This window comes from Flavobacterium marginilacus (genome assembly GCF_026870155.1).
Lineage (GTDB): Bacteria > Bacteroidota > Bacteroidia > Flavobacteriales > Flavobacteriaceae > Flavobacterium > Flavobacterium marginilacus.
In genome coordinates this window covers 2870490-2893562 of record NZ_CP113975.1, presented here as the reverse complement: position 1 = coordinate 2893562, position 23073 = coordinate 2870490, and the positions used below count along the sequence as shown (strand labels likewise).

Here is a 23073-nt window from a genome sequence, read left to right as displayed (position 1 = left end):
GATAAAATGCTGTAGTTTTTATTGATTTTATTGGTCTGAAAAGATTTAAAACCTATATTTGTCGCTACATTCAAAAATTCCGGAAAACATGTTTGAATTTCAACAGTATTTAGGCTTTTTACTTTTCTTAACCATCCTTACAATGGGATTCTGGTTAATGTTTTTCTTAGTTGGTTTCGTATCTTACTGGGTAGGTGGAGCAACTTGGGAAGCATATAAAGAAAAGAGAGCAAAACAAAAAGAAGAAGAAGCTTAGTCTTTTTTTTGCTTTAAAATAAAAAAGGATTCGTATTACGAATCCTTTTTTTATTGTGTCTACTGAGAAGATTATCCAGGGAAATCGCCGCCTCCGCCATCTCCTCCGCCATCATTTCTAGGCTGAGCATTCTTTTCTCTTTCATTTTTCGCTTTGTTGAAACGGTAAGTAAACGATAAATTGAACTGACGTTTACGGAACTGCATTTCGCCATATGAGATTTGATTATCAAGATAGGTGTATGATCTCATTTTTCTGGTGTTGAAAATATCACTGATATTGAATGCAATTGTCGCTTTATCTTTCATTAGATCTTTACTGAAAGCGGTATTCATAGAAAACTGATCTAAGTTTTTTCCTTGTGCAGTTTTTTGTTCCCCATTATATGTGCCGTTCAGCTGCCAGTCAATTTTGTATGGCAAAGTTAATTTTGAACTTACTCTTGCAAACCAAGAGGTAGCTTGATTGTCAAGATTTTGTACTACAAGTTTTCCTGTCGTATCCGTGTAGCTGTGTTCTCCGGTTGTTTTTACATTGTATAAATTGAAATTACTGTTTATTCTCCATATTTTGAACGGATTATAATTTAAGGTAAATTCAAAACCAAATTTTTGTTCTTTTCCTAAGTTTATAGGCTGGCTTTTGATTACTGGAACTCCATTCACTTCATCACCTGTAGGTGACCGTACAAAGCTGAAAACATCTTTGGTGTCTTCAAAATAAGCAGAAGTATTAAAAGTTACTTTTTCCCAGCGTTTGATGTATCCAAAATCAAATTTATCTGTTAGAGAAGGATCTAAATCTGGATTTCCTTGAAAAATATTGACATTGCTAGAATAATTTACAGCAGGGTTCATGAATCGCCCTCTTGGTCTAGTTAAACGTTTGCTGTAACTTGTTGTTAAGTTACTTTGATCTGAAATTTCATAACTGATGAAAGCACTTGGAAACAAATTGCTGTATTTTTTAGTATTGAAATCTTTAGGGGCTTCTAATAAGTTAACTTCGATATTAGTGTCTTCCCAGCGCAGTCCAAATAAATAAGAGAACTTATTTGCTTTGAAACCATATTGAGTATAAAGGGCATTGATATTTTCTTTGTACTCTAAAGTATTTGATAAATTATCGATTCTTGCTCCATTTTCATCAAGAACGTAATATTCGTTGTTTAAGTCACCAAAACTTCCTTTATATCCAGCTTCAAACTGACTGCCTTCTCCTAACGGAAGAACATAATCAGCCTGAATTTGTGCTTGCTTTTGAATTTGGTTGTTTAAGGTGTTATTGTAGTTATTAGAACCTGTAATTATACTTTGGCTGTCATCAGTATTTCTTGATATAGAAGCATCAACCGTAAGTTTGTGTCCTTTATCGTTGAAGTTTTTAATTAAGTTTGAAGTATAGGAGATATTTTCACTGCCTGTATCTCCAGTATTCAAACGATACGTTGAACCTGTGAAAATGTGGGAAGCGTCATAGTTATTGTAGTTGATCAAATCATTAGAATCGCCTGTATATTTTTCATAATTAATGGCATTTGTCCAATAGGTATTTGGAGCAACTGTCCATTCAAGTCCGGCTCTTCCATTAAAACCATCATTGGTTCTTTCTGTATCACGGTCTTCATTTAAATAATTTTTAATAGAACCGTCGTTATTAAAATACTGAGAATTCGTTTTACCGCCGCCTTCGTTCGTTCTGTGGTTGTAACCAGCAGTAGTGAAGTAGTTTAATTTTTCGGTTTTATAATTCACATTGGCAGTTAAACCATAGGTTTCAGGAATACCTGTTGAAGCGATAAGAGTTCCGTTAAAACCCTGATTTTTACCTTTTTTAAATAAAATATTGATTATACCTGAACCGCCTTCGGCATCATATCGAGCAGATGGATTGGTAATTACTTCCACTTTATCAATAGCATCAGCAGGGAGCTGTCGTAATGCTTCTGCGATGTTTACGGCATAAGATGGTCTTCCGTCAATTAAAATTCGGACGTTATCACTTCCTCTTAAACTTACATTTCCTTCGGTATCAACAGAAACAGAAGGGACATTATCCAAAACATCACTTACAGTACCGCCTTTTACCATCATATCCTGACCAACGTTATAGACTTTTTTGTCCAGTTTTATTTCAACTGATGACTTTTCGGAACGGACAACAACTTCATTCAGCTGTGAAGCATCATCTTCAAGTGCAATTGTGCCTAATGAAGTTTTTTCGGTTATGCTTTTTCCTTTTATGTCGACTGATTTAAAGGAAATAAATTCGATAGTAATGTCATAAACGCCAGGAATAACATCAGCTTCGTATTCTCCTTTGTTATTAGTAATTCCGCCGGAAATGGCTTTTGGATTTTTTTGATTCTTTAAGGTGATAGTAGCAAATTCTAAAGGCTGGTTACTTTTTTTGTCTACAATTTTTCCAGTAACCTTAACTTTGTTAAAAGAAGGAGGTCTTTGCTGGGCAAAATTGGTTAATCCTAAAAGTAAAAATAATAGGACTACATTAAATTTGAAATTTTTCATTTGTAATAAATAAGATTTCTGGGTAAGACGCAGAAATTTGAAAATAGTTTAAGTTAGGCTTCTTAAACTTATGTTAATGTTTAAATGAAAGGAGAAACCTTGTCTAAATCTCTGCCAATAATGGCCTGGCCATCTTTAACAATGATAGGTCTTTCGATAAGAATTGGATTTTCTGCCATTGCCTGAATAATCTGATCGTCAGTTAGTGTTTTTCCTTTGAAATTTTCTATCCATATTTTTTCTTTTTGGCGCACCAGTTCAATTGGACTGAAATTCAGCTGTTTTAATAACACAGTTAATTCGGCAGCTGTCGGAGGTGTGCTAAGGTAATTGATAATCTCAAAATCTTTATTTGATTCTTCTAAAAAAAGCAGGCAGCTTCTTGATTTTCCACAGCGCTGGTTATGGTAAATTTGTATCATTTTTGTATCATTTTTGGGTTGTTCTAAAATAAAAATGGCTACTTTAGTTTCGGCAAAAATAAGATTTGAAAAGCCATTTGAAGTATAATTTAGAAAAAAATAACCAATGTTTATAAAGCAGGGAATTGATAAAGAAAATAAATTTTGGAAATACCTTTTAGGGTTATTAATTATTGTCGGAGCATCTTTTTTAGGACAGATGCCTATGCTGGCAGTAATTTTATATCAGACTTCTTTTAAAGGGAAGTCATATCCAGTGACAGATGAGGAAGTATTTCATTTTTTAGAGCCTAATTTGAATTTGTTTCTTTTATTGTTTTCCTATGTAGTTGCTTTGGGCGGTGTGTTTTTTGCAGTTCGATTTTTACATCGGCAGACTTTTATTTCAATTGTTACCGGCCGAAAGGAAATCGACTGGAAAAGAGTATTGTTTTCATTCTCAATTTGGTCTGTATTTACCATTGTTACAACCTTGGTTTCGTATTATTTAAATCCATCTGATTTTGAAATCAATTTTCAGCCCGTTCCCTTTTTAATTTTATTCATTATAGCATCTTTATTGATTCCAATACAGACAACAGTTGAAGAATTAATTTTCAGAGGTTATTTAATGCAGGGCTTTGCTAATTTGTCTCGGAACAAATGGCTGCCATTGTTAGCTACTTCAGCTATTTTTGGATTACTGCATTTGTCTAATCCCGAAGTTTCGAAGATTGGCAATATAATTATGGTGTATTATATTGGAACCGGACTGTTGTTAGGGATAATGACTTTAATGGATGACGGAATGGAATTGGCATTAGGATTTCATGCTGCAAACAACTTGATAGGGGCTTTATTAGTGACATCAGATTGGACTGCTTTTCAGACGTATTCTATTTTTAAAGATGTGTCAGAACCTGAAGCCGGATTTGATATTATCTTCCCTGTAATAGTGATTTATCCTTTGCTTTTGATTATATTTGGGTATAAATACAAATGGACGGAGTGGGTAAAAAAACTGACAGAAAGTATTTGATTTTTAAATAAGTAACATAAAATTATCAATATTATTATGAGTGCAATAACATACAAAAACGTACACAATCATTTTAAAATAAATGGACATCATTTAACAAAAGAGGATTTATGCAGAATTGCTTATAGTTTTATAAAAGAAGGAGCAGATTTCGAGCAGGCAGTCGGAGATTTTTTACTGGACTGGTTCGATGATAAATCTTATATTGATATGTATACTTCGGGAACTACAGGTGAACCAAAAACAATAAGAGTCGAAAAAGAGGCCATGGTTCAATCAGCGATTTCAACAGGAGATTTTTTTGGACTAGAGCCTGGAAATAAAGTGCTGCATTGTCTGCCGGTAAATTATGTTGCAGGAAAAATGATGTTTGTACGTTCATTTATTCTAGGTCTGGATATGGATTTTGTAGAGCCTAGTTCACATCCTTTGGAATATAATGATCAAAAATATGATTTTGCAGCTATGGTGCCGCTTCAGGCCAAAAACTCAATCAATAAGCTGACTAATATCAAAAAGATAATTATTGGGGGAGTTAAAGTTCATAAATCATTGGAACAGGAATTGGTTAAATTACCAGTCCAGATTTATGAGACTTATGGAATGACGGAAACTATTACTCATATAGCAGCTAAAAAAATTGGTACAGAAGCATTTACAACATTGCCAAACGTTACAGTTTCTATAAATGAAAATCAATGCTTGGAGATTGTTGCTAAAAATATCAGAAGCGAAAAAATTGTTACAAACGATATCGTGAAGTTAATTTCAGATACGCAGTTTATCTGGTTAGGACGTTTTGATAATGTAATTAATAGCGGCGGTATTAAAATTATGCCGGAGCAGGTCGAGGGTAAACTATCGACATTGATACCTAGACGTTATTTTGTAAATGGTGAGCAAGATGATAGTTTGGGTGAAAAAGTGGTTTTATATGTAGAAGGAGAAACTATTAAGATTGATAATTCAGTATTTGATGTTTTGGATAAATATGAGAAACCAAAAGACATTATTTTTATACCTAAATTTAAAGAAACTGCTACTGGCAAAATAATGAGAGAAGAAAGTAAAAAATTAGTATTAGCTAATTAAACTTTAAGTAAAGTTTCGGGAAATAAAAAAGAGAGGACAATGTTCCTCTCTTTTCGTTTTTGATATTTTCTGCTGATTCCGGATTGCTATTATTGTTGCATTTTAAAATAGTAATCTGCCGAATTTTTTCCGCTTCCATAAATTAGAAAACCCACACACACTGTTAGAGTTAGTATTGCTAAAAGTAAATTTTGATGGTGCATTTGTCCCATAAAGTTGATAATAATGGCACTAATTAAAATAGGCAGCTGTCCTGTTATGGCCCAGCGTGTCAATAACCCGAAGAATATTAAAATACCGCCGATCAAATGAGCAGGGGCTATATAATGAATCAAGAACATGCCTCCGCCAAATTTGTCAAACTTGTCTATAGGTGATAATAAATCAACTAAATATTGGGTGTTTGAAAAAAAATAAACTCCTTTCATAAATAAAAAAACACCAAGAGCCATTCTAAGGATATCTACAGGTAAATAAGTATGCGCATTGGCCCACTTATTCAAGCTTTTTACATTGTTCATAATATCAAGAGTTTTAAATTGTTACTACTAAGATACTAATAATTAATGATGTATGTGTATTTTTTTGTGCTTTTAATTATGGATGCCGTTATTTTAGAGTAATATCTTCGCTATTTTGATTTTCGCTGAAAATTATGGGGTTCTTTTTAATGTCTTCCAAGATCCAGCTCAGTTCTAAATCTTTACCGCTTTTAAAATCAGCTGGAGTTGGGATAATTTCTTTATCTGGAAAAATACCGCGTCCTTCGAGCGCTGTTTTATAAGATGGAGCAACAACCATTAATCCTATTGTTATTTTTATATCAGAATTTGGCAGTTTAACAGTCGGCATGATACCTGCAACAGTTCCGTTGTATGCACCGCCTGTTTCTTCACCTACAAAAGTGGCTCTCTTTGATCCTTTTAAATTAGAAGAAATAATACTGGACGCTGAAAATGTGCCTCCGTTTATCATTACGTATATCTTTCCTCTGAATGCATTTTTATTTATTGGTTTTCTCTTTGATGCAGAATTAGGAATGTAGTAATCGCCGTCTTCATTTTTATGAACATTAAGATACATATAAGGCGCATAAAAAGGAGTTATGAAAAATTTTGCAAATAATGGAGCTTTGCTAAAAGGTGTTTTTTCGATTAGAGCCGTTTTTGAAACCACTTGAAAAGGATCTGTAAAAGCATAAGATGCATCCGATAAATAACTGTATAGAATCTCAATTTCTTTTAAGGAACCGCCAGGGTTATTTCTTAAATCAATTATTAATGTTTTTGTTTTATACTGCTGCATTTTCATAAAGCTTTCTTCATAGAAACGAGAAGGTTTTCCTAATGCAAAATGGCTGATTTTAAGTAAAGCAATACTGTTGTCTTTTTCGATGAACTTTAAATCACGATTATTCATTTTCGTGTTTTCATTATAGCCGTACGTTTTTTTATCCTTACTTGTTAGGAAGTTAATTTTCGCTTCATGTCCAACTACTTTCATTAAAGCTCCGTTTCCCTCTTTTTTCGGTGCCGCTTTTCGTTTAATAGATGTTGTGTATAAAGAATCACTTTGTTTAAAAACATATTTCAAACTGTTTTGAGGGCCATTTTCATTGGTGTAAAATGTAGAAAACATTTTGGAAACTCTTTTTCTTTTAAATGTTTTGTTATATCCGTCTGAGGCAAAAAGCGTGTAATATTCATGAATTAATTCGCTGGTTTTTTGGTCATTAATGGATATAACTTCTGCTCCTGTCTGTATTGCTTCATCGTCTGATTTGTTTTTAGTGACATACATTTTGTCATTAAGAATTTCAAATTCAAATTGCGAAAAAGGACCAGCTCCCAGTTCTTTAATCGCTTCTTGTTCCGATTTGCTTAATATTTTTACTGAAGGGGAAACAATCAAATGACCTTGACGGATCGAAGACACCACAGGACTAAGCTTTTTGTAAAATTCATAGCTGGTCATTGGTTTTGTAATGGTACTTTTTAAGCTGTCGAATTTAAAATCGAGTTCTTTTTTTGAAATGTACCAATACAATTTAGGCTGGAGTCGCTGCAGTTTTTGATAAGTAAAATCGACGTCTTCTTTTAGGTCACTTTCCGGTATTAAGTCGTTCAAATGCTCATTGTGTTCTTTCACAGAAGTACATTGTATAAGCAGTAAACTGAAAAATGAAAGTAAGAGAATTTTCCTCATAAATGAAACGTATACAGAGTTTTGTGAAATCAATTTTATCTTACTCGATATAGAAATGCTTGTTTTTTGCAAATATAAAATTTATGCTTATGGTTGGAAAGCTAATTTATGTTAAAAAAAAACATTTTGTTAAAGAATCTAAAAATACTAGTTAATTATGAGTTTACAAACCTAAACCTGAATTACCCCCAAATTAAATTTCCTTTCAATAGGGGAGTGGTTGGCGGCTTCAATACCCATCGAAATCCAGGTGCGAGTTTCCAGCGGGTCAATAATGGCGTCTGTCCATAAATGAGCGGCCGCATAATAAGGCGAAACCTGTTCGTCATACCGGGCTTTGATTTTTGCAAATAATTCGGCTTCTTTGACTTCATCCACAATTTCGCCTTTTCCTTTTAGCGAAGAAGCCTCAATTTGTGCCAGAACTTTTGCAGCCTGAGTGCCGCCCATTACGGCAAGTTCAGCACTTGGCCAGGCAAATATTAGCCGTGGGTCGAATGCTTTTCCGCACATGGCATAGTTACCAGCTCCGTATGAATTTCCAACTACGACAGTGAATTTTGGCACGACCGAATTGGAAACAGCATTCACCATTTTGGCACCGTCTTTTATGATGCCGCCGTGTTCCGATTTTGAGCCGACCATAAAACCGGTTACATCCTGAACGAAAACCAATGGGACTTTCTTTTGGTTACAGTTGGCAATAAAACGGGTCGCTTTATCTGCCGAATCGGAGTAAATAACACCGCCAAACTGCATTTCGCCTTTGGTGGTTTTGACTACTTTTCTTTGATTGGCGACAATTCCCACAGCCCAGCCGTCAATTCTGGCATAACCTGTGATTAATGATTGTCCATAACCGTCTTTATAAGCTTCAAATTCTGAATTATCGACCAATCGCTTGATGATTTCCATCATATCGTATTGCTCGTTTCGGGCTTTTGGCAGAATGCCGTAGATTTCTTTTTCGTCCAATGCAGGTTTTTTTGTCTTGATGCGGCTGAAGCCAGCTTTATCGAAATCACCAATTTTATCGACTATGTTTTTTATTTTGTCCAAAGCATCTTTGTCGTCCTTTGCTTTATAATCTGTCACTCCAGAAATTTCGCAGTGCGTTGTCGCTCCGCCCAGGGTTTCATTATCGATACTTTCGCCAATGGCTGCTTTGACCAAATAACTTCCAGCCAAGAAGATACTTCCCGTCTTGTCTACGATTAAAGCTTCGTCACTCATAATCGGGAGGTATGCACCGCCAGCAACACAGCTTCCCATAACTGCTGCAATCTGGGTAATTCCCATACTGCTCATTATGGCATTGTTCCTGAAAATGCGCCCAAAATGTTCTTTATCCGGAAAAATTTCATCCTGCAAAGGCAGGTAAACGCCTGCGCTATCAACCAAATAGATAATGGGTATACGGTTTTCCATTGCTATTTCCTGAGCTCTCAGGTTTTTCTTTGCGGTAATCGGAAACCAGGCTCCGGCTTTTACGGTTGCATCATTGGCGACAACAATACATTGTTTTCCTTTGATGTATCCAATTTTTACAACAACACCTCCCGATGGACAGCCTCCGTGTTCTTTGTACATATCTTTGCCTGCAAAAGCACCGATTTCAATGGATTTTGCATTTTCGTCCAATAAATAATCAATTCGTTCCCGAGCGGTCATTTTGCCTTCGGTATGCAGTTTTTCGATTCTTTTTTCACCGCCGCCAAGTTTTACTTTGGCAAATTTTTGTCTTAGTTCAGACAGTAAAAGTTTATTGTGATCTTCGTTTGTATTGAAGTTTAAATCCATAAGTGTAAATAGTATTTTTTGTGACGCAGGCTAATTTAAGGAAACGTTTGAAATTATTATGTTTCTATAAATTGTTTTAAATTTTTAGCAATTTAATCTTCTTTAAAATCATATAAAAATAAAACCCCGCCATTTTTTGAAAATAACGAGGTTCAGTATCTGTAATTTAATTTTTTGCCTTATTTCAAAACTTACATCGTCATTGAAATTGAATTTTACCATTGAAATTCTTAATTGTAAACTTTGTTGTAATATTCATCAACCATTCGTGCCGAATCAAAAAACGGTACAATTTGTTTCATACTGGTTTCTACCAAATCCCACCAGTCATCGGGATTGTCATAATACAAAGGCAGTATTTCTTCCTCCAGCATTTGGTATAAATTATACAAATCCATTTGGTCCTGCTGGTAAACAGGTAAATTATGGTCAACAATCGGCAGTACAAAAGAATTTTTGGTTTCATTCAAATCTTTGAATTCACGAACCCATCCATCATTGGTTGAAAAATTAATCGCACCGTTCATAGCAGCAGTTACTCCCGATGTTCCGGAAGCTTCCCTTGTTACCCTCGGATTGTTGAGCCAGACATCGGCTCCTTTTTTTAACTGGCGTGATAATTTTAATTCGTGTCCGATAAGTACAGCCATATTCTTGAAATCCTTGCTGATATGAGTAAGATTGTCAAAATTGTGAATCGCACCATAGTCAGTTGGATACGGTTTTCCTGCAAAAATGATTTGAATTGGTTTTTTAGGATCGTTCATTAAGCTTCTGAATTTTTCAAAATCTCTGGTGATTAGATCGGGTCTTTTGTATTCTGCAAAACGCCGAGCCCATACAATCGTTAAAATGTCCGGGTCAAATATTTTTCCCGTTTGATCGGCTACAACTTCAAAAAGCTTGGTTTTCAGTCTCTTTTTTCGGCTGATTAATTCCTCTCTGTCTTTAGTTGCGTGCGCATCATCAAGCCATGGATCTACCCAGTATTTTTTGTTTTGAGCATTGGTAATATGCGTTATGGGGCAAATACCGCTGAAATCTTTCCACATATCTCTGGATACTTCTCCGTGCAGTTTGGAAACGCCATTGGCTTTGTGGCTTAAACGAAGTGCCACCAGCGAATGATTGAAAGTATTGTCTTGGATCCCGGTAATTTCCCGAACGGTTTCCAGTGGAATCCCGGCAAAAAAACTAAGGTTTTCCAAAAAGTGAATATCGTGTTTTTCATTTCCGGCTTCTTCGGGAGTATGTGTTGTAAAAACCATTTTTTCTCTGATTTTTTCAACGCTTTTGTATTTGTTGTACAAATGAAAAACCGAAGAAACGGCGTGAGCTTCGTTTAAATGATAAATGTCCGGTTCATAGTCCAGGGCGTCCAGCAGTTTGGCTCCGCCCAATCCTAAAACCATTGTTTGAGCAGCTTTGGCACTTGGATCTGAATCGTATAATCTAAAGGTAGTTGATTTTGCCAGATAATCGTTTTCTGGTACATCTGTGGAGAGGAAAAACATCGGTACAGTTCCAAAGGTTTCCGGATCTAGGAAATAGGCTTTAATCCAGACATCGTGATTGTTTATCTTTATGGTAAATTTGATATTGGTGTCTTCGAGGAAGCTGTAATTTTTCTCTCTAAAGAGCACTCCCATCGAAAGATCTTCTTTCAAATACTGGTCATAATATCCTTTTTTCCATAAAATACCGATTCCAATTAAATTTTGTTTCAAATCATAGGCACTTCGCATATGCGATCCTGCGAGGAAACCCAGTCCGCCGGAATAGATTTTGAGAGATTGGTCGATGGCAAATTCCATAGAGAAATAAACCGCCGATTTTTTATATTTTTTATCAAATGTATAGGGATGTCTGTATTTTTCAGGTAAATTATTGCTCATAATAGTATAAGAGTTTTGAGTTTGATGCCAAACAAATTTAAATAATTTGTTTATCAAATTGATGAATTAAAGGCTATATATGAAGTCAGTAATGTGTTATTTATCAGTTTTTTGAACGATATCGTTTTAGAAATAATTTATTTAAAATGGGAAGTTGGTTTTATTGCATAGACGTCATTTGACGGCAATTTTTTTTACACTATTCTTAATCGTATTTTGTGGTGTGGAAAAAGTAAATGCGGGATGTGAATTATGAAATTTTCCTGTCTAATGATGTAATGACGGCAGTTTTGTCTGAATCTAATTTTAAAGAGTTAAAAAATGGCTAAGATTTGTTTAAAAACAGTTTTATTCTTTTTCTATGTTTTTATATTTTTTTTACTTTAAATGTGTTACTTATTTTTTTGAGTTGCTTGATAAATAGTTTGTTTTAGTGGTATTTGCGTACTATTTGTCAAGTAAAAGAAAATGCCTTTCAGATTTGAAAGGCATTTTTTCTATAATTTGTTAATTGATTAACTGAAAACTATTCTTCTTCACGCTGTCCCATCATCATTAGGTAGGCTTTTAGGAATCCGTCAATGTTTCCGTTCATAACGCTGTCAACGTCACTGGTTTCTTGTCCCGTTCTTACGTCTTTCACCAGTTTATAAGGCTGCATCACGTAGTTGCGTATTTGCGACCCCCACTCGATTTTCATTTTGCCTGCTTCAATGTCAGAGCGCTGTTCCTGCTGTTTTTTTAGTTCAATTTCATACAATTGCGAACGAAGCATCTGCATAGCCCGGTTTCTGTTATCGTGCTGTGAACGTGTTTCCGAACACTGAATCTGAATACCTGTGGGTTTGTGGGTCAGCTGTACTTTGGTTTCAACTTTGTTCACGTTCTGTCCTCCGGCACCACTGGAACGGGCGGTTGTGATCTCTATGTCAGCTGGGTTGATTTCAATCTCGATGGTGTCGTCAACAAGCGGATATACATAAACGGAAACAAATGATGTATGCCTTTTGGCATTACTGTCAAAAGGAGAAATACGTACCAAACGGTGCACGCCGTTTTCACCTTTTAAATATCCAAAAGAATAATCGCCCTCAATTTCTAGTGTCACAGTTTTTATTCCTGCCACATCACCTTCCTGATAATTCAGTTCCCTGATTTTGTAACCTTCTTTTTCAGCCCACATCATGTACATCCGCATGAGCATCGAAGCCCAGTCACAGCTTTCGGTACCGCCAGCACCGGCTGTAATTTGAAGAACAGCACTTAAACTGTCACCTTCTTCCGAAAGCATGTTTTTGAATTCTATCGCTTCAATATGATTTTCAGCAATTGCGTACTGATGGTCCAATTCGTCAACAGAAAGCTCACCATCTTTGTAAAAATCATAGGCAAGCTGCAGCTCGTCTGTCATATCAACAGCTTTGTTGTAATCTTCGATCCATTTCTTTTTACTTCTAAGATTTTTTACAAGAGCTTCGGCTTCTTTGGCGTTGTTCCAAAAGTCGGGAGCGAAGGTTTTCTCTTCTTCGTTAGCAATTTCGATAAGTTTGGCATCGACGTCAAAGATACCTCCTCAACGCACCAAGGCGTTCTACAATACCTTTTATTTGTTCGGTAGTTGTCATAAATTTATAGTAATTTTGTATCGCAAAATTATTGGGTCAGCAGTTTTTTAGTCCTGGCAGCAGTGAAAATCCTTTTCTGTTTTTTCTTAAAAACAGAAAAGATTATAACGGATAGCAGGATTAGCTCCTAATAATAATTTTACTAGTTTTGAGTTACAAAAATAGGATATAGTTTTTAGATTATGGAAATAAATTTGATAAGCGATACGATTACCAAGCCTTCTTTGGAGATGCTGCAGTATATGTTCAATGCCCAAGTGGGTGATGATGTGTATAAGCAGGACCCTACGGTTATTGCTCTTGAAGCGAGATTGGCAGGAATGTTTGGTATGGAAGCTGGGCTTTTTTTTCCGTCGGGAACTATGGCAAACCAAACAGCAATTAAACTGCATACGCAGCCTGGCGAACAGTTAATTGCTGACAGATATGCTCATGTTTACAATTATGAAGGAGGCGGCGTTTCATTCAACAGCGGAGTTTCCTGCTGTCTGCTGGACGGAAACAGGGGAATGATCACAGCTGAACAAGTGGCAGGTGCAATTAATGATCCGGAGTTTTACCACAGTCCGCTGACAAGTTTAGTATGTGTGGAAAATACCACTAATAAAGGAGGCGGAGCCTGCTATGATCTTGAAGAATTAAAAAAAATAAAAGCTGTTTGTGATGCCAATGCTTTAAAATTTCATTTGGACGGTGCTAGAATCTGGAATGCCGTTGTTGCCAAAAAGCAGCATCCAAGGGAATTTGGAGCATTATTTGATACGGTTTCAGTTTGTTTGTCTAAAGGACTGGGAGCACCAATTGGATCTGTGCTTTTAGGAGATAAAGAAACCATTCACAGAGCATTGCGGGTTCGTAAAATATTGGGAGGCGGTATGCGTCAAGTAGGTTATTTGGCGGCAGCCGGAAATTTTGCTTTGGATCATAATATCGCCAAATTGCTCGATGATCATAGAAGAGCTAAAGAAATAGCTGCAGTATTGTCAAGACTTTCATGGATAGACAGTATCGAACCAGTGGAAACCAATATTTTGATTTTTTCGGTGCGTGAAGGGCTTAGCGAAAGACTGCTTATCGAAAAACTGAAAGAGAAAAATATTTTAATTAGCTCACTCGGACATGGAAAACTCCGAATCGTGACGCATCTGGACTATAAAGAAGTGATGCATACTTATGTTTTGGAAACTCTGCAGAAGATTGTTATTTAGTACTTAGCTGTTTAGTATTTAGTCCTTAGATGAAAAAAGCGAATGAAACTTAATGTTAAGTTTTATTCGCTTTTTTGATTATGGTGTGAAATTCTGGCTAAGGACTAAACTATTTAAAAAGATTGTCCATTCCTGGAATCATCGGCATATCCATTTTTGCGACAGCGTCCAATTCAGCTTGATTTGTTTTAGAAGCTTTCTCGATGGCTTTGTTTAGTACCAAAATCAAGTAATCTTCCAGTTGTTCTTTGTCTTCCAAAAGGGAATCATCAATGGTGATTGATTTGATTTTTGAATTGGCGGTCAAAGTCACTTTTAATAAATTATCGCTGCTTTGTTCGTCAATAAGCACGGTGTCTAAACGTTTTTTAGTATCTTCGATTTTTTGCTGGGTTTCTCTAAGTTTTCCCATCATTCCCATTAAATCCATTTTGTTGTCTTTTAAATTATTGAAAAACAAAATTACTGAATTTGATTTTTAATTAAGTTAAATAAGATAAAAAACGAATCCGTTTTAAAATTGCTTTGTGTTACTTTTGCATCAGATTGTTAAAACCAACCGAAAACAATGTCAGAAAACAGTTTACCTCCCGTAGCTAAGATAATCCCTAAGAAATTAAAGAAATTCAACCAAGTCAGAATCGATAATTATTTTTGGTTAAACGACCGGGAAAACCCTGAAGTTATTGACTATCTGAATCAGGAAAATGCTTATTATCAGGAAAAAACGGCCCATACCAAAGATTTTCAAACTGCACTTTTTGAAGAAATGAAAAGCAGAATTAAGGAAGACGACCAATCGGTTCCTTATCTCTACAATGGGTATTATTATATCACCCGTTACGAAAAAGGGCAGAATTACCCAATTTATTCCCGAAAAAAAGAAAGTCTTACCGCAAAAGAAGAAATACTGTTCAACTGTAATGAAATGGCTAAGGATAAGTCCTATTTTCAGCTGGGAGCATTAAGTATCAGTCCGGATAATAAATTGGCACTTTTCAGCTGTGATATTGTCGGGAGAAGAATTTATACCATTCAGATAAAAAATCTGGAAACGGGTGAAATTTTAGAAGATAAAATAGAAAATGTTACCGGAAGCGCTGTCTGGGCCAATGATAATAAGACTATTTTTTATTCTGATCAAGACGATGTCACCCTTCGTTCGGATAAGATTTTTAAACATAAATTAGGAACTAAGCAGGCAGATGATGTCTTGGTGTATTTTGAGGAAGATGAAACTTTCAATGTTGAAATTGCAAAATCCAAATCGAAGAAATATCTAGCTATTGAATCTAACAGTACTTTAACTACAGAATACCAAATTCTTGAAGCAGATAATCCTGACGGTGAATTTAGGATTTTTCAGAAACGTGTCCGTGGATTGGAATACAGTATTAGTCATTATGAAGACAGTTTCTATATTATGACCAATAAGGATAAAGCTGAGAACTTCAAACTGATGAAAACTCCGGTGAATAAAACTTCAAAAGCCAATTGGGTTGAAGTTATTGCACACCGAAACGATGTTTTGCTGGAAGATATTGAGATTTTCAAAGATTTCTTAGTTGTAGAAGAACGTGAAAACGGCCTGAATAAAATCCGGATTATGCCCTGGAGCGGAGAAGGGGAGTATTATCTGCCTTTTGAAAGTGAAACGTATACCGCTTACACAAGTTCCAATGTTGATTTTGATACCGAAATATTGCGTTACGGATACCAGTCTATGACAACACCGTCGTCAATTATTGATTTTAATATGAAGACAAAAGCCAAAGAAATTAAGAAAGAGCAGGAAGTCTTAGGCGGTAAATTTGATAAAAACAACTATGTTGAAGAACGTGTTTGGGCGACCGCAGAAGATGGGTTGAAAATTCCAATTTCGATGGTGTATAAAAAAGGCCTGAAAAAAGACGGTACTAATCCGCTGCTTCAGTATGCTTACGGTTCTTACGGGCATTCTATGGATGCCGCTTTTTCATCAACCCGGCTGACACTGCTGGACAGAGGATTTATTTTTGCAATCGCCCACATACGCGGAGGTGAAGATTTAGGAAGACAATGGTATGAGGATGGGAAATTATTGAAAAAGAAAAACACTTTTACCGATTTTATAGATTGTTCTAAATTTTTAATAGCAGAAAAATATACTTCACCGCAGCATTTATATGCCGAAGGAGGTTCTGCAGGTGGTCTGCTGATGGGAGTTGTAGTGAATACAGCACCCGAATTGTATAATGGTGTTATCGCTCAAGTCGCTTTTGTGGACGTAATTACCACAATGCTCGATGATAGTATTCCGCTTACGACAGGAGAATATGACGAATGGGGGAATCCAAATGTTCGGAAATATTATGATTATATGCTGTCCTATTCTCCTTATGACAATGTGATGCCGCAAAAATATCCAAACATGTATGTGTCAACTGGATTACATGATTCTCAGGTACAGTACTGGGAACCAGCTAAGTGGGTGGCTAAATTACGTGCTTTAAAAACAGATAATAATCTCTTGTTTTTGGATACAAATATGGATGCAGGACACGGCGGAGCCTCTGGCCGCTTTGAAGCAATTAAGGAATTGGCAAAAGAGTATAGTTTTTTATTAGATTTAGAGAAAATTAAAATCTAATTAGATTTTTTTTGTTAGATTTGCATAATATCGGGGTCTATTAAAAAATGCTCTCAGATAAACTATTTTTTTATGAAAGAAGAAATAAATGCTTATAATAATGTTTTAGAGTTAATAGGGAATACGCCGCTTATTAAACTAAACAATATAACCGAGAATTTAGAAGGTAATTTTTATGCAAAAGTAGAATCCTTTAATCCGGGTCATTCTTCGAAAGATAGAATTGCTTTGTATATTATAGAAGAAGCAGAAAAACAAGGAATTTTGTCGCCAGGCGATACCATTATCGAAACCACATCAGGTAATACTGGTTTTAGTTTAGCAATGGTAAGTATTATAAAAGGATACAACTGTATTCTGGCAGTAAGTTCAAAATCTTCAAAAGACAAGATCGATATGTTAAGGAGCCTGGGTGCGAAGGTTTATGTTTGCCCTGCCCACGTATCTGCAGATGACGATCGGTCTTATTACAATGTAGCAAAACGACTGCACGAAGAAACCAAAGGATCGGTTTACATTAATCAATATTTCAATCAATTAAATATTGATGCGCATTATAAGTCAACAGGGCCAGAAATTTGGAAACAGACTAATGGTAAAATTACTCACCTTGTTGCTTGCAGCGGAACTGGAGGAACAATTTCAGGAACCGCAAAATATCTAAAGGAACAGAATCCAAACATTAGAATACTTGGAGTTGATGCATTTGGTTCGGTTTTGAAAAAATACCACGAAACCAAAGAATTTGACAGTGACGAAATTTACCCATATAGAATAGAAGGTTTAGGTAAAAATCTGATTCCTTCAGCGACTGATTTTGATATCATTGATAAATTTATCAAAGTATCTGATGAAGAAAGTGCTCATTCCGCAAGAGAAGTAACCCGAAAAGAAGGTTTATTTGTAGGTTATACTTCAGGAGCGGTAATGCAGGCAATCAAACAGTATGCAGAGGAAGGGGAATTTGGAGCCGACAGTAATGTAGTGGCAATTTTTCCTGATCACGGTTCGCGTTATATGAGTAAAGTGTTTAGTGATGATTGGATGAACGATCAGGGATTTTTTGACAGTGTTAACGAAGAAGAAGAGCAAAAAATAGAATTTATTAAATAATATTTTTTTAGATATCAAAAAGAGGCTGTCCGAAAAGTAAGGACAGCCTTTTTTTTTGCTGTTTTTAATCTAAAATAGTATCTTAGAGTTGCACAAAAAACGAGCTATGGTAAAGTAATATTTAAATCGCAATCGATCAATACTCCGGAACTTTTTCCGATAAATATTTTTGATAAAATTTCAGAAAACCACCCTGTCCGCTTAGTTGACAAGGTTGTCAATTCATTAGATATAAGCCATATACTTAAAAAATATAAAGGAGGCGGCACCTCGGCCTATCATCCCAGAATGATGCTTAAAGTTTTGTTTTACAGTTATTTGAGCAACACTTATTCCTGCCGGAAAATAGCAAAAGCACTCACCGAGAACATACATTTTATGTTTATTTCAGGCAACTCAACCCCTGATTTCAGGACCCTCAACGATTTTAGAGGAAAGGTTCTAAAAGAAAACATCAAAGATTTATTTGCAGAGGTGGTCAAAATGCTTGTGGAAATGGGCTATGTCAGTCTGGATATCCAATACATCGATGGAACAAAAATGGAAGCCAAATCCAACAAATACACCTTTGTCTGGCGGGGTTCTATAGAGAAATACAAAGAAAAACTCGAAGTAAAAATCAACAGCATCTTATCCGATATCGAAAACAGTATTTTATCAGATAATCAAGAAGTTAACAAGGAAGAATTACCAAAAAAAATAAACTCGGAAGAGCTGAAAGAAAAATTATCAGAACTCAATAAAAAACTCAAAGAGCCCAACAAGAAGATAACCAAAGAGCTTCAAAAGCTTCAGGAAGAACACCTGCCAAAGCTTGAAAAATACGAAAAAGATTTAGTTATTTTAGGCAATAGAAACTCCTACAGTAAGACAGATCCTGACGCTACCTTTATGAGAATGAAGGAAGACCATATGAAAAACGGACAGTTAAAACCTGCATACAATCCTCAGATTTCTACTGAAAATCAATTTATTACCAACGTAACCATTCATCAAACACCTAACGACACTACGACTTTAAAATCCCATCTGGAGGAATTTGAAAAAATGTATCAAAAACAAAGCAAAACAGTGGTAGCCGATGCTGGTTATGGAAGCGAAGAAAACTACCAAATGCTTGAAAATAAAGACATAACGACCTATGTAAAGTATAATTATTTTCACAAAGAACAGAAGAAAAAAATGAAGAACAATCCGTTTCTTGTCCAGAATTTGTTCTACAATATACAGCAGGATTTTTATGTGTGTCCAATGGGACAAAGAATGGAAAACATTGGCAGTGGAAAACGGACATCGGCCAACGGATACGAATCACAAGTATCTTATTATCAAGTAAAAAGATGTGATGGATGCCCACTTAGAAGTTTGTGCCATAAAGCCAAAGGAAACAGAACAATAGAAGTAAACCACCGCCTAAACCAATTAAGGGCTCAAGCCAAAGAGCTGCTCATGAGCGAAAAAGGACTCGAACATCGAAGTAAACGCCCAATAGAAGTTGAAGCTGTCTTTGGACAGCTAAAAAGCAATAATAAATTTAATAGATTTACTTTCAAAGGATTAGATAAAGTAGAAATGGAATTTCTATTGATGGCTATCGGACACAATTTTCGAAAAATGGTAGCAAACAACAATAAAAAACACAAGACTCATATAGAATTTTCTGTGCGAGTTCGAAATAGAGTTATAGAAGTCGAAATTTACCTTTTTAAAACCGTAACAGAATATTTTTTCATAAATCAACAAACTCAAAATCGATTCCTGAAATTTGCTGCATAAAAAAAGCTGCCCTTTTCGGACAGCCTCTTTTTCATTCATTTATTTAATGATCCTTATCTGTTTGTTAATAAGAATCTTTCATTTTGTTTTTAATTTCTGCCAGACAAAGGTTATTGATACTGCCTTCGTGCGTATGTTTGGTTTCTTTTGGTGATTGATAAGTACCGGCTTCCAATTGTTCAGCAACGGCTTTGTACGCATCTCTGAAAGGTATTCCTGCAACAACCATTTCGTTTAAAGTATCTACCGTAAACAGATAATCATATTTTTTATCAGCAAGAATATTATCTTTTACCTTGATATCTTTAATAGAGAAAATAGCAATATCCAGACAGGCTTTCAGGTTTTGAATTGCTGGGAATAAACCTTCTTTTAATAATTGAAAATCCCTGTGATAACCGCTAGGCAGATTATTTGTGATCAAAGTAATTTCATACGGTAGGGCTTGAATTTTGTTGCATTTGCCACGGATCAATTCAAAAACATCAGGGTTTTTTTTGTGTGGCATAATGCTTGAACCTGTCGTTAAATGTGAAGGCAAACCGATAAAATCAAAGTTCTGACTCATGTACAAGCACACATCCATTGAGAATTTTGCCAGAGTTGCTGCAACGCTGCTCATTGCAAAAGCAACTGTTTTCTCTGATTTACCACGGCTCATTTGTGCGGCAACCGAATTGTATTTCAGCGTTTCGAAACCTAATTCTTTGGTTGTGAAAGTTCTGTTGATAGGGAAGGAGCTTCCGTAACCTGCAGCAGAACCCAACGGATTTTGATCTACAACTTTCAGCGCTGCATTAAGCATTGTAATATCGTCAATCAGGGTTTCGGCATAGGCAGAAAACCACATTCCGAAAGAAGACGGCATCGCAATCTGAAGGTGTGTGTAGCCTGGCAGTAATACATTTTGGTATTTCTCTGCTGATTCCATCATTAAATCGAAAAGCGTTTTTACCTGCTCTTTCAATTCTTTAACAGCATCTTTGAGGTATAAATTCACATCGACCAAAACTTGATCGTTACGGGAACGTGCGGTGTGGATTTTTTTTCCGGCATCGCCAAGTTTTATCGTTAGTAAATATTCAATTTTGGAATGTACATCTTCAAAGCTGTCTTCGATTTCGAAATTGCCTTTTGCTATATCAGCAATAATATCTTCTAAAGCCAGCACTAAAGAAGCAGTTTCTTCAGAAGTTAATAAACCAATCTGACCTAGCATTTTTGCATGAGCAATAGAGCCTAAAGCATCATATTTGGCTAAAACCAAATCTAATTCCCTGTCATTTCCTACCGTAAAATGTTCGATTTGTTTGTCGGTTGGTATTCCTTTTTCCCAAAGTTTCATATCGTTTTTTTATTTCGTAGGGACAAGCTGCGACTTGTCCGTACTGTTTTTAATTTTTTCAGTGACAAATAAACGACTTGTCCGTACTTTTTTAATTCAAATTTTCTTGATTTACTGAATGTCCTAGCCCCGATGGAAGCAGTATTCTTTCCTGCCGGGGTTCGGCAGGAAAGATATAGCGGACAGCGGGATTAGCTCCTGAAAACTATTTTAATTTTTGAAAAAGTTTCCAAGTATTTTGATGTACAATTGGATTCCTTCTTCGATTTCGTTTACATATATAAATTCGTCTGCCGAATGTGACCGCAAGCTTTCTCCCGGTCCTAGTTTTAATGACTTGCAATACAAAACTGATTGATCCGAAAGGGTAGGAGAGCCATAAGTGGTTCTTCCCAAAGCGATACCTGCCTGTACCAATCCGTGCGAAACAGGGATTGATGATGCATTTAAATGCATTGAGCGGGGTGTAACTTCGGCCTTAACATTGGCTCTTACGGTTTCTAGAATTTCGGTATTGTTGTAGCAGTCATTGACACGGATATCGACTACCAAATGGCATTCGGCCGGAACTACATTGTGCTGTTTTCCAGCATTTACTTGAGTTACAGTCATTTTTACGGGACCTAAAACCTCCGATATTTTTTCGAATTGAAAGGTTTTGAACCAATCAATCACGGGCATTGCATTATAAATTGGATTATCTGGATTATTGTGGGCTGCGTGGCTGGCGGTTCCTTTTACGACAACATCCAATACCAGTAAACCTTTTTCTGCTACCGCCAATTGCATTAAGGTTGGTTCTCCTACGATGGCGCATTCCAGCTCTGGCAAATGCTTCAAAACACTGTTCAAACCCTTTTTTCCGCTGCTTTCTTCCTCTGCCGAAGCCACAATAACAATGTTGTAAGGCAGGTTTTCTTTAGCATAAAAATGAGTAAATGTCGCAATTAACGAAACCAAACATCCGCCGGCATCGTTGCTGCCCAAACCATATAATTTGCCGTCTTTTACTATCGCTTCAAATGGGTCGTTAGTATAGCCTTGATTGGGTTTTACAGTATCGTGATGCGAATTGAGTAAAAGTGTAGGCTTTGATTTATCAAAATGCAGGTTGTAAGCCCAGATATTATTGTTTTCCCGTTCAAAAGGAATGTTGTTTTGTTTAAACCAATTTTCGATCAAAAGCGCAGTCTGATCTTCTTCGCTTGAAAAAGAAGGAGTTTCAATCAGCGATTTTAAAAGAGAAATGGCTTCTTGTATGAGGGTTTCTATGTTTTTCATTTATTTTATTTTCAACGCAAATTTCACGAATTAATTTGTGCAAATTAATGTAATTTGTGTTTAATTTTTACAATTCGATTGTTGTAAAAATTGCGTTTGTGTTTTGTAACATTCTGTGATGACCAATCCGTATTTTTTGAACGCCTTTCGATAAGCTGTTAAAACAATTATCCAATTTAGGAATCATACCGGAATGAATGGCGCCTTCTTCTTTTAATTTTGAATAAAGAGCTGAATTTATTTGCTGGATTACTGAATTTTCATCCTCTACATCGGTTAAAACTCCTGCTTTTTCGAAACAATAGGTTAAAGTAACATCAAAAACTTCGGAGGCAGCGATAGCTAATTCACTAGCAATAGTATCAGCATTGGTATTCAATAATTGCCCTTGTCCGTCATGTGTGATGGCGCAGAATACAGGAGTTATGCCGCTGTTTAATAATGTTTTCAATAAAGGAGTATTTACTTTTTGCACATCGCCTACAAAACCATAATCAATTGTTGGATGGTTGCGTTTTGTTGACAGAATTAAATTGCCGTCAGCACCCGAAAATCCAATGGCATTAGTATTATAGGTCTGCAGCTGAGCAACCACATTTTTATTGATTTCGCCTGCATAAATCATTATTACTACATCGAGCATTGGTGCATCGGTAATACGGCGTCCGTCGATCATTTGGGGAACCAGGCCAATGCTCTGAGCCATTTTGGTAGCTGATTTTCCGCCTCCGTGAACGAGTATTTTATTGCCTTCTATTTTTGAAAAATCAGTAAGGAACTGTTTTAATTCTGCTGGATTGTCGATGATGTTACCGCCAATTTTTATGATCGAAAGTGCTTCGGGCTTTGGGCTTTGGGCTTTGATATTCATTTAATTAGT

18 protein-coding genes are annotated in these 23073 nt (G+C 35.9%); 7 read left to right on the top strand and 11 right to left on the bottom strand.

What is annotated here, in order from left to right; all coding sequences use genetic code 11:
- Positions 1 to 88 precede the first annotated feature (88 nt).
- Complete coding sequence (locus OZP07_RS12430; protein ID WP_194641288.1) at positions 89 to 256, top strand: hypothetical protein; 168 nt, start codon at positions 89 to 91, stop codon at positions 254 to 256.
- A 71-nt stretch (positions 257 to 327) separates the two neighbouring features.
- Here the strand turns inward: OZP07_RS12430 and OZP07_RS12425 are convergent, their stop codons facing one another.
- Both OZP07_RS12425 and OZP07_RS12420 read right to left on the bottom strand, forming a co-directional pair.
- Positions 328 to 2784, bottom strand: a complete 2457-nt coding sequence (locus tag OZP07_RS12425) for a TonB-dependent receptor (protein ID WP_281635315.1) — start codon at positions 2782 to 2784, stop codon at positions 328 to 330.
- A gap of 80 nt (positions 2785 to 2864) precedes the next feature.
- On the bottom strand, positions 2865 to 3206 hold the full coding sequence (locus OZP07_RS12420) for an arsenate reductase family protein (protein WP_194641286.1): 342 nt from the start codon (positions 3204 to 3206) through the stop codon (positions 2865 to 2867).
- A gap of 106 nt (positions 3207 to 3312) precedes the next feature.
- Here OZP07_RS12420 and OZP07_RS12415 point away from each other — a divergent pair, with 106 nt between their 5' ends.
- Both OZP07_RS12415 and OZP07_RS12410 read left to right on the top strand, forming a co-directional pair.
- Entirely contained in the window at positions 3313 to 4224 is a 912-nt protein-coding gene (locus OZP07_RS12415; RefSeq protein WP_194641285.1) for a CPBP family intramembrane glutamic endopeptidase, read from the top strand.
- Positions 4225 to 4260: 36 nt separating this feature from the next.
- Positions 4261 to 5316 (top strand): AMP-binding protein, encoded by a 1056-nt coding sequence (locus OZP07_RS12410; RefSeq protein WP_194641284.1) that lies wholly within the window; start codon positions 4261 to 4263, stop codon positions 5314 to 5316.
- An 89-nt stretch (positions 5317 to 5405) separates the two neighbouring features.
- Here OZP07_RS12410 and OZP07_RS12405 read toward each other — a convergent pair whose 3' ends face one another.
- The 5 genes from OZP07_RS12405 to prfB all read right to left on the bottom strand — a co-directional run bounded on the left by OZP07_RS12405 (position 5406) and on the right by prfB (position 12841).
- Positions 5406 to 5837, bottom strand: a complete 432-nt coding sequence (locus OZP07_RS12405) for a DoxX family protein (protein WP_281635314.1) — start codon at positions 5835 to 5837, stop codon at positions 5406 to 5408.
- A gap of 88 nt (positions 5838 to 5925) precedes the next feature.
- Entirely contained in the window at positions 5926 to 7521 is a 1596-nt protein-coding gene (locus tag OZP07_RS12400; RefSeq protein ID WP_281635313.1) for a S41 family peptidase, read from the bottom strand.
- Positions 7522 to 7692: 171 nt separating this feature from the next.
- A complete protein-coding gene (locus OZP07_RS12395; RefSeq protein ID WP_281635312.1) occupies positions 7693 to 9321 on the bottom strand; it encodes an acyl-CoA carboxylase subunit beta in 1629 nt (542 codons plus the stop codon).
- 230 nt (positions 9322 to 9551) lie between these two features.
- Positions 9552 to 11216: an alpha-glucan family phosphorylase gene (gene glgP / locus OZP07_RS12390; RefSeq protein ID WP_194641279.1), complete on the bottom strand. Its 1665-nt coding sequence runs from the start codon at positions 11214 to 11216 to the stop codon at positions 9552 to 9554.
- Between the two features lie 526 nt (positions 11217 to 11742).
- A protein-coding gene (gene prfB / locus OZP07_RS12385; RefSeq protein WP_281635311.1) for a peptide chain release factor 2 occupies positions 11743 to 12841 on the bottom strand; the annotation gives its coding sequence in 2 pieces (ribosomal slippage) (positions 11743 to 12777 and positions 12779 to 12841; 1098 coding nt in all).
- A 182-nt stretch (positions 12842 to 13023) separates the two neighbouring features.
- On the opposite strand from prfB, the gene OZP07_RS12380 reads away from it, so the two are divergent.
- Positions 13024 to 14049, top strand: a complete 1026-nt coding sequence (locus tag OZP07_RS12380) for a threonine aldolase family protein (protein WP_281635310.1) — start codon at positions 13024 to 13026, stop codon at positions 14047 to 14049.
- Between the two features lie 109 nt (positions 14050 to 14158).
- Here the strand turns inward: OZP07_RS12380 and OZP07_RS12375 are convergent, their stop codons facing one another.
- On the bottom strand, positions 14159 to 14479 hold the full coding sequence (locus OZP07_RS12375) for a YbaB/EbfC family nucleoid-associated protein (RefSeq protein ID WP_194641276.1): 321 nt from the start codon (positions 14477 to 14479) through the stop codon (positions 14159 to 14161).
- A gap of 138 nt (positions 14480 to 14617) precedes the next feature.
- On the opposite strand from OZP07_RS12375, the gene OZP07_RS12370 reads away from it, so the two are divergent.
- The 3 genes from OZP07_RS12370 to OZP07_RS12360 all read left to right on the top strand — a co-directional run bounded on the left by OZP07_RS12370 (position 14618) and on the right by OZP07_RS12360 (position 19567).
- Positions 14618 to 16678 (top strand): S9 family peptidase, encoded by a 2061-nt coding sequence (locus tag OZP07_RS12370; protein ID WP_281635309.1) that lies wholly within the window; start codon positions 14618 to 14620, stop codon positions 16676 to 16678.
- Positions 16679 to 16750: 72 nt separating this feature from the next.
- Positions 16751 to 17791 carry a cysteate synthase gene (capA, locus tag OZP07_RS12365; RefSeq protein ID WP_194641274.1) on the top strand — a complete coding sequence of 347 codons (1041 nt, stop codon included), beginning with the start codon at positions 16751 to 16753 and terminating at the stop codon, positions 17789 to 17791.
- Positions 17792 to 17908: 117 nt separating this feature from the next.
- A complete protein-coding gene (locus OZP07_RS12360) occupies positions 17909 to 19567 on the top strand; it encodes an IS1182 family transposase (RefSeq protein WP_349293670.1) in 1659 nt (552 codons plus the stop codon).
- Positions 19568 to 19631: 64 nt separating this feature from the next.
- Here OZP07_RS12360 and argH read toward each other — a convergent pair whose 3' ends face one another.
- The 3 genes from argH to argB all read right to left on the bottom strand — a co-directional run bounded on the left by argH (position 19632) and on the right by argB (position 23064).
- A complete protein-coding gene (gene argH / locus OZP07_RS12355) occupies positions 19632 to 20912 on the bottom strand; it encodes an argininosuccinate lyase (protein WP_281635308.1) in 1281 nt (426 codons plus the stop codon).
- Between the two features lie 210 nt (positions 20913 to 21122).
- Positions 21123 to 22193, bottom strand: a complete 1071-nt coding sequence (locus OZP07_RS12350; protein ID WP_281635307.1) for a M20 family metallo-hydrolase — start codon at positions 22191 to 22193, stop codon at positions 21123 to 21125.
- Positions 22194 to 22260: 67 nt separating this feature from the next.
- Complete coding sequence (gene argB / locus OZP07_RS12345) at positions 22261 to 23064, bottom strand: acetylglutamate kinase (RefSeq protein WP_281635306.1); 804 nt, start codon at positions 23062 to 23064, stop codon at positions 22261 to 22263.
- Positions 23065 to 23073: the final 9 nt, after the last annotated feature.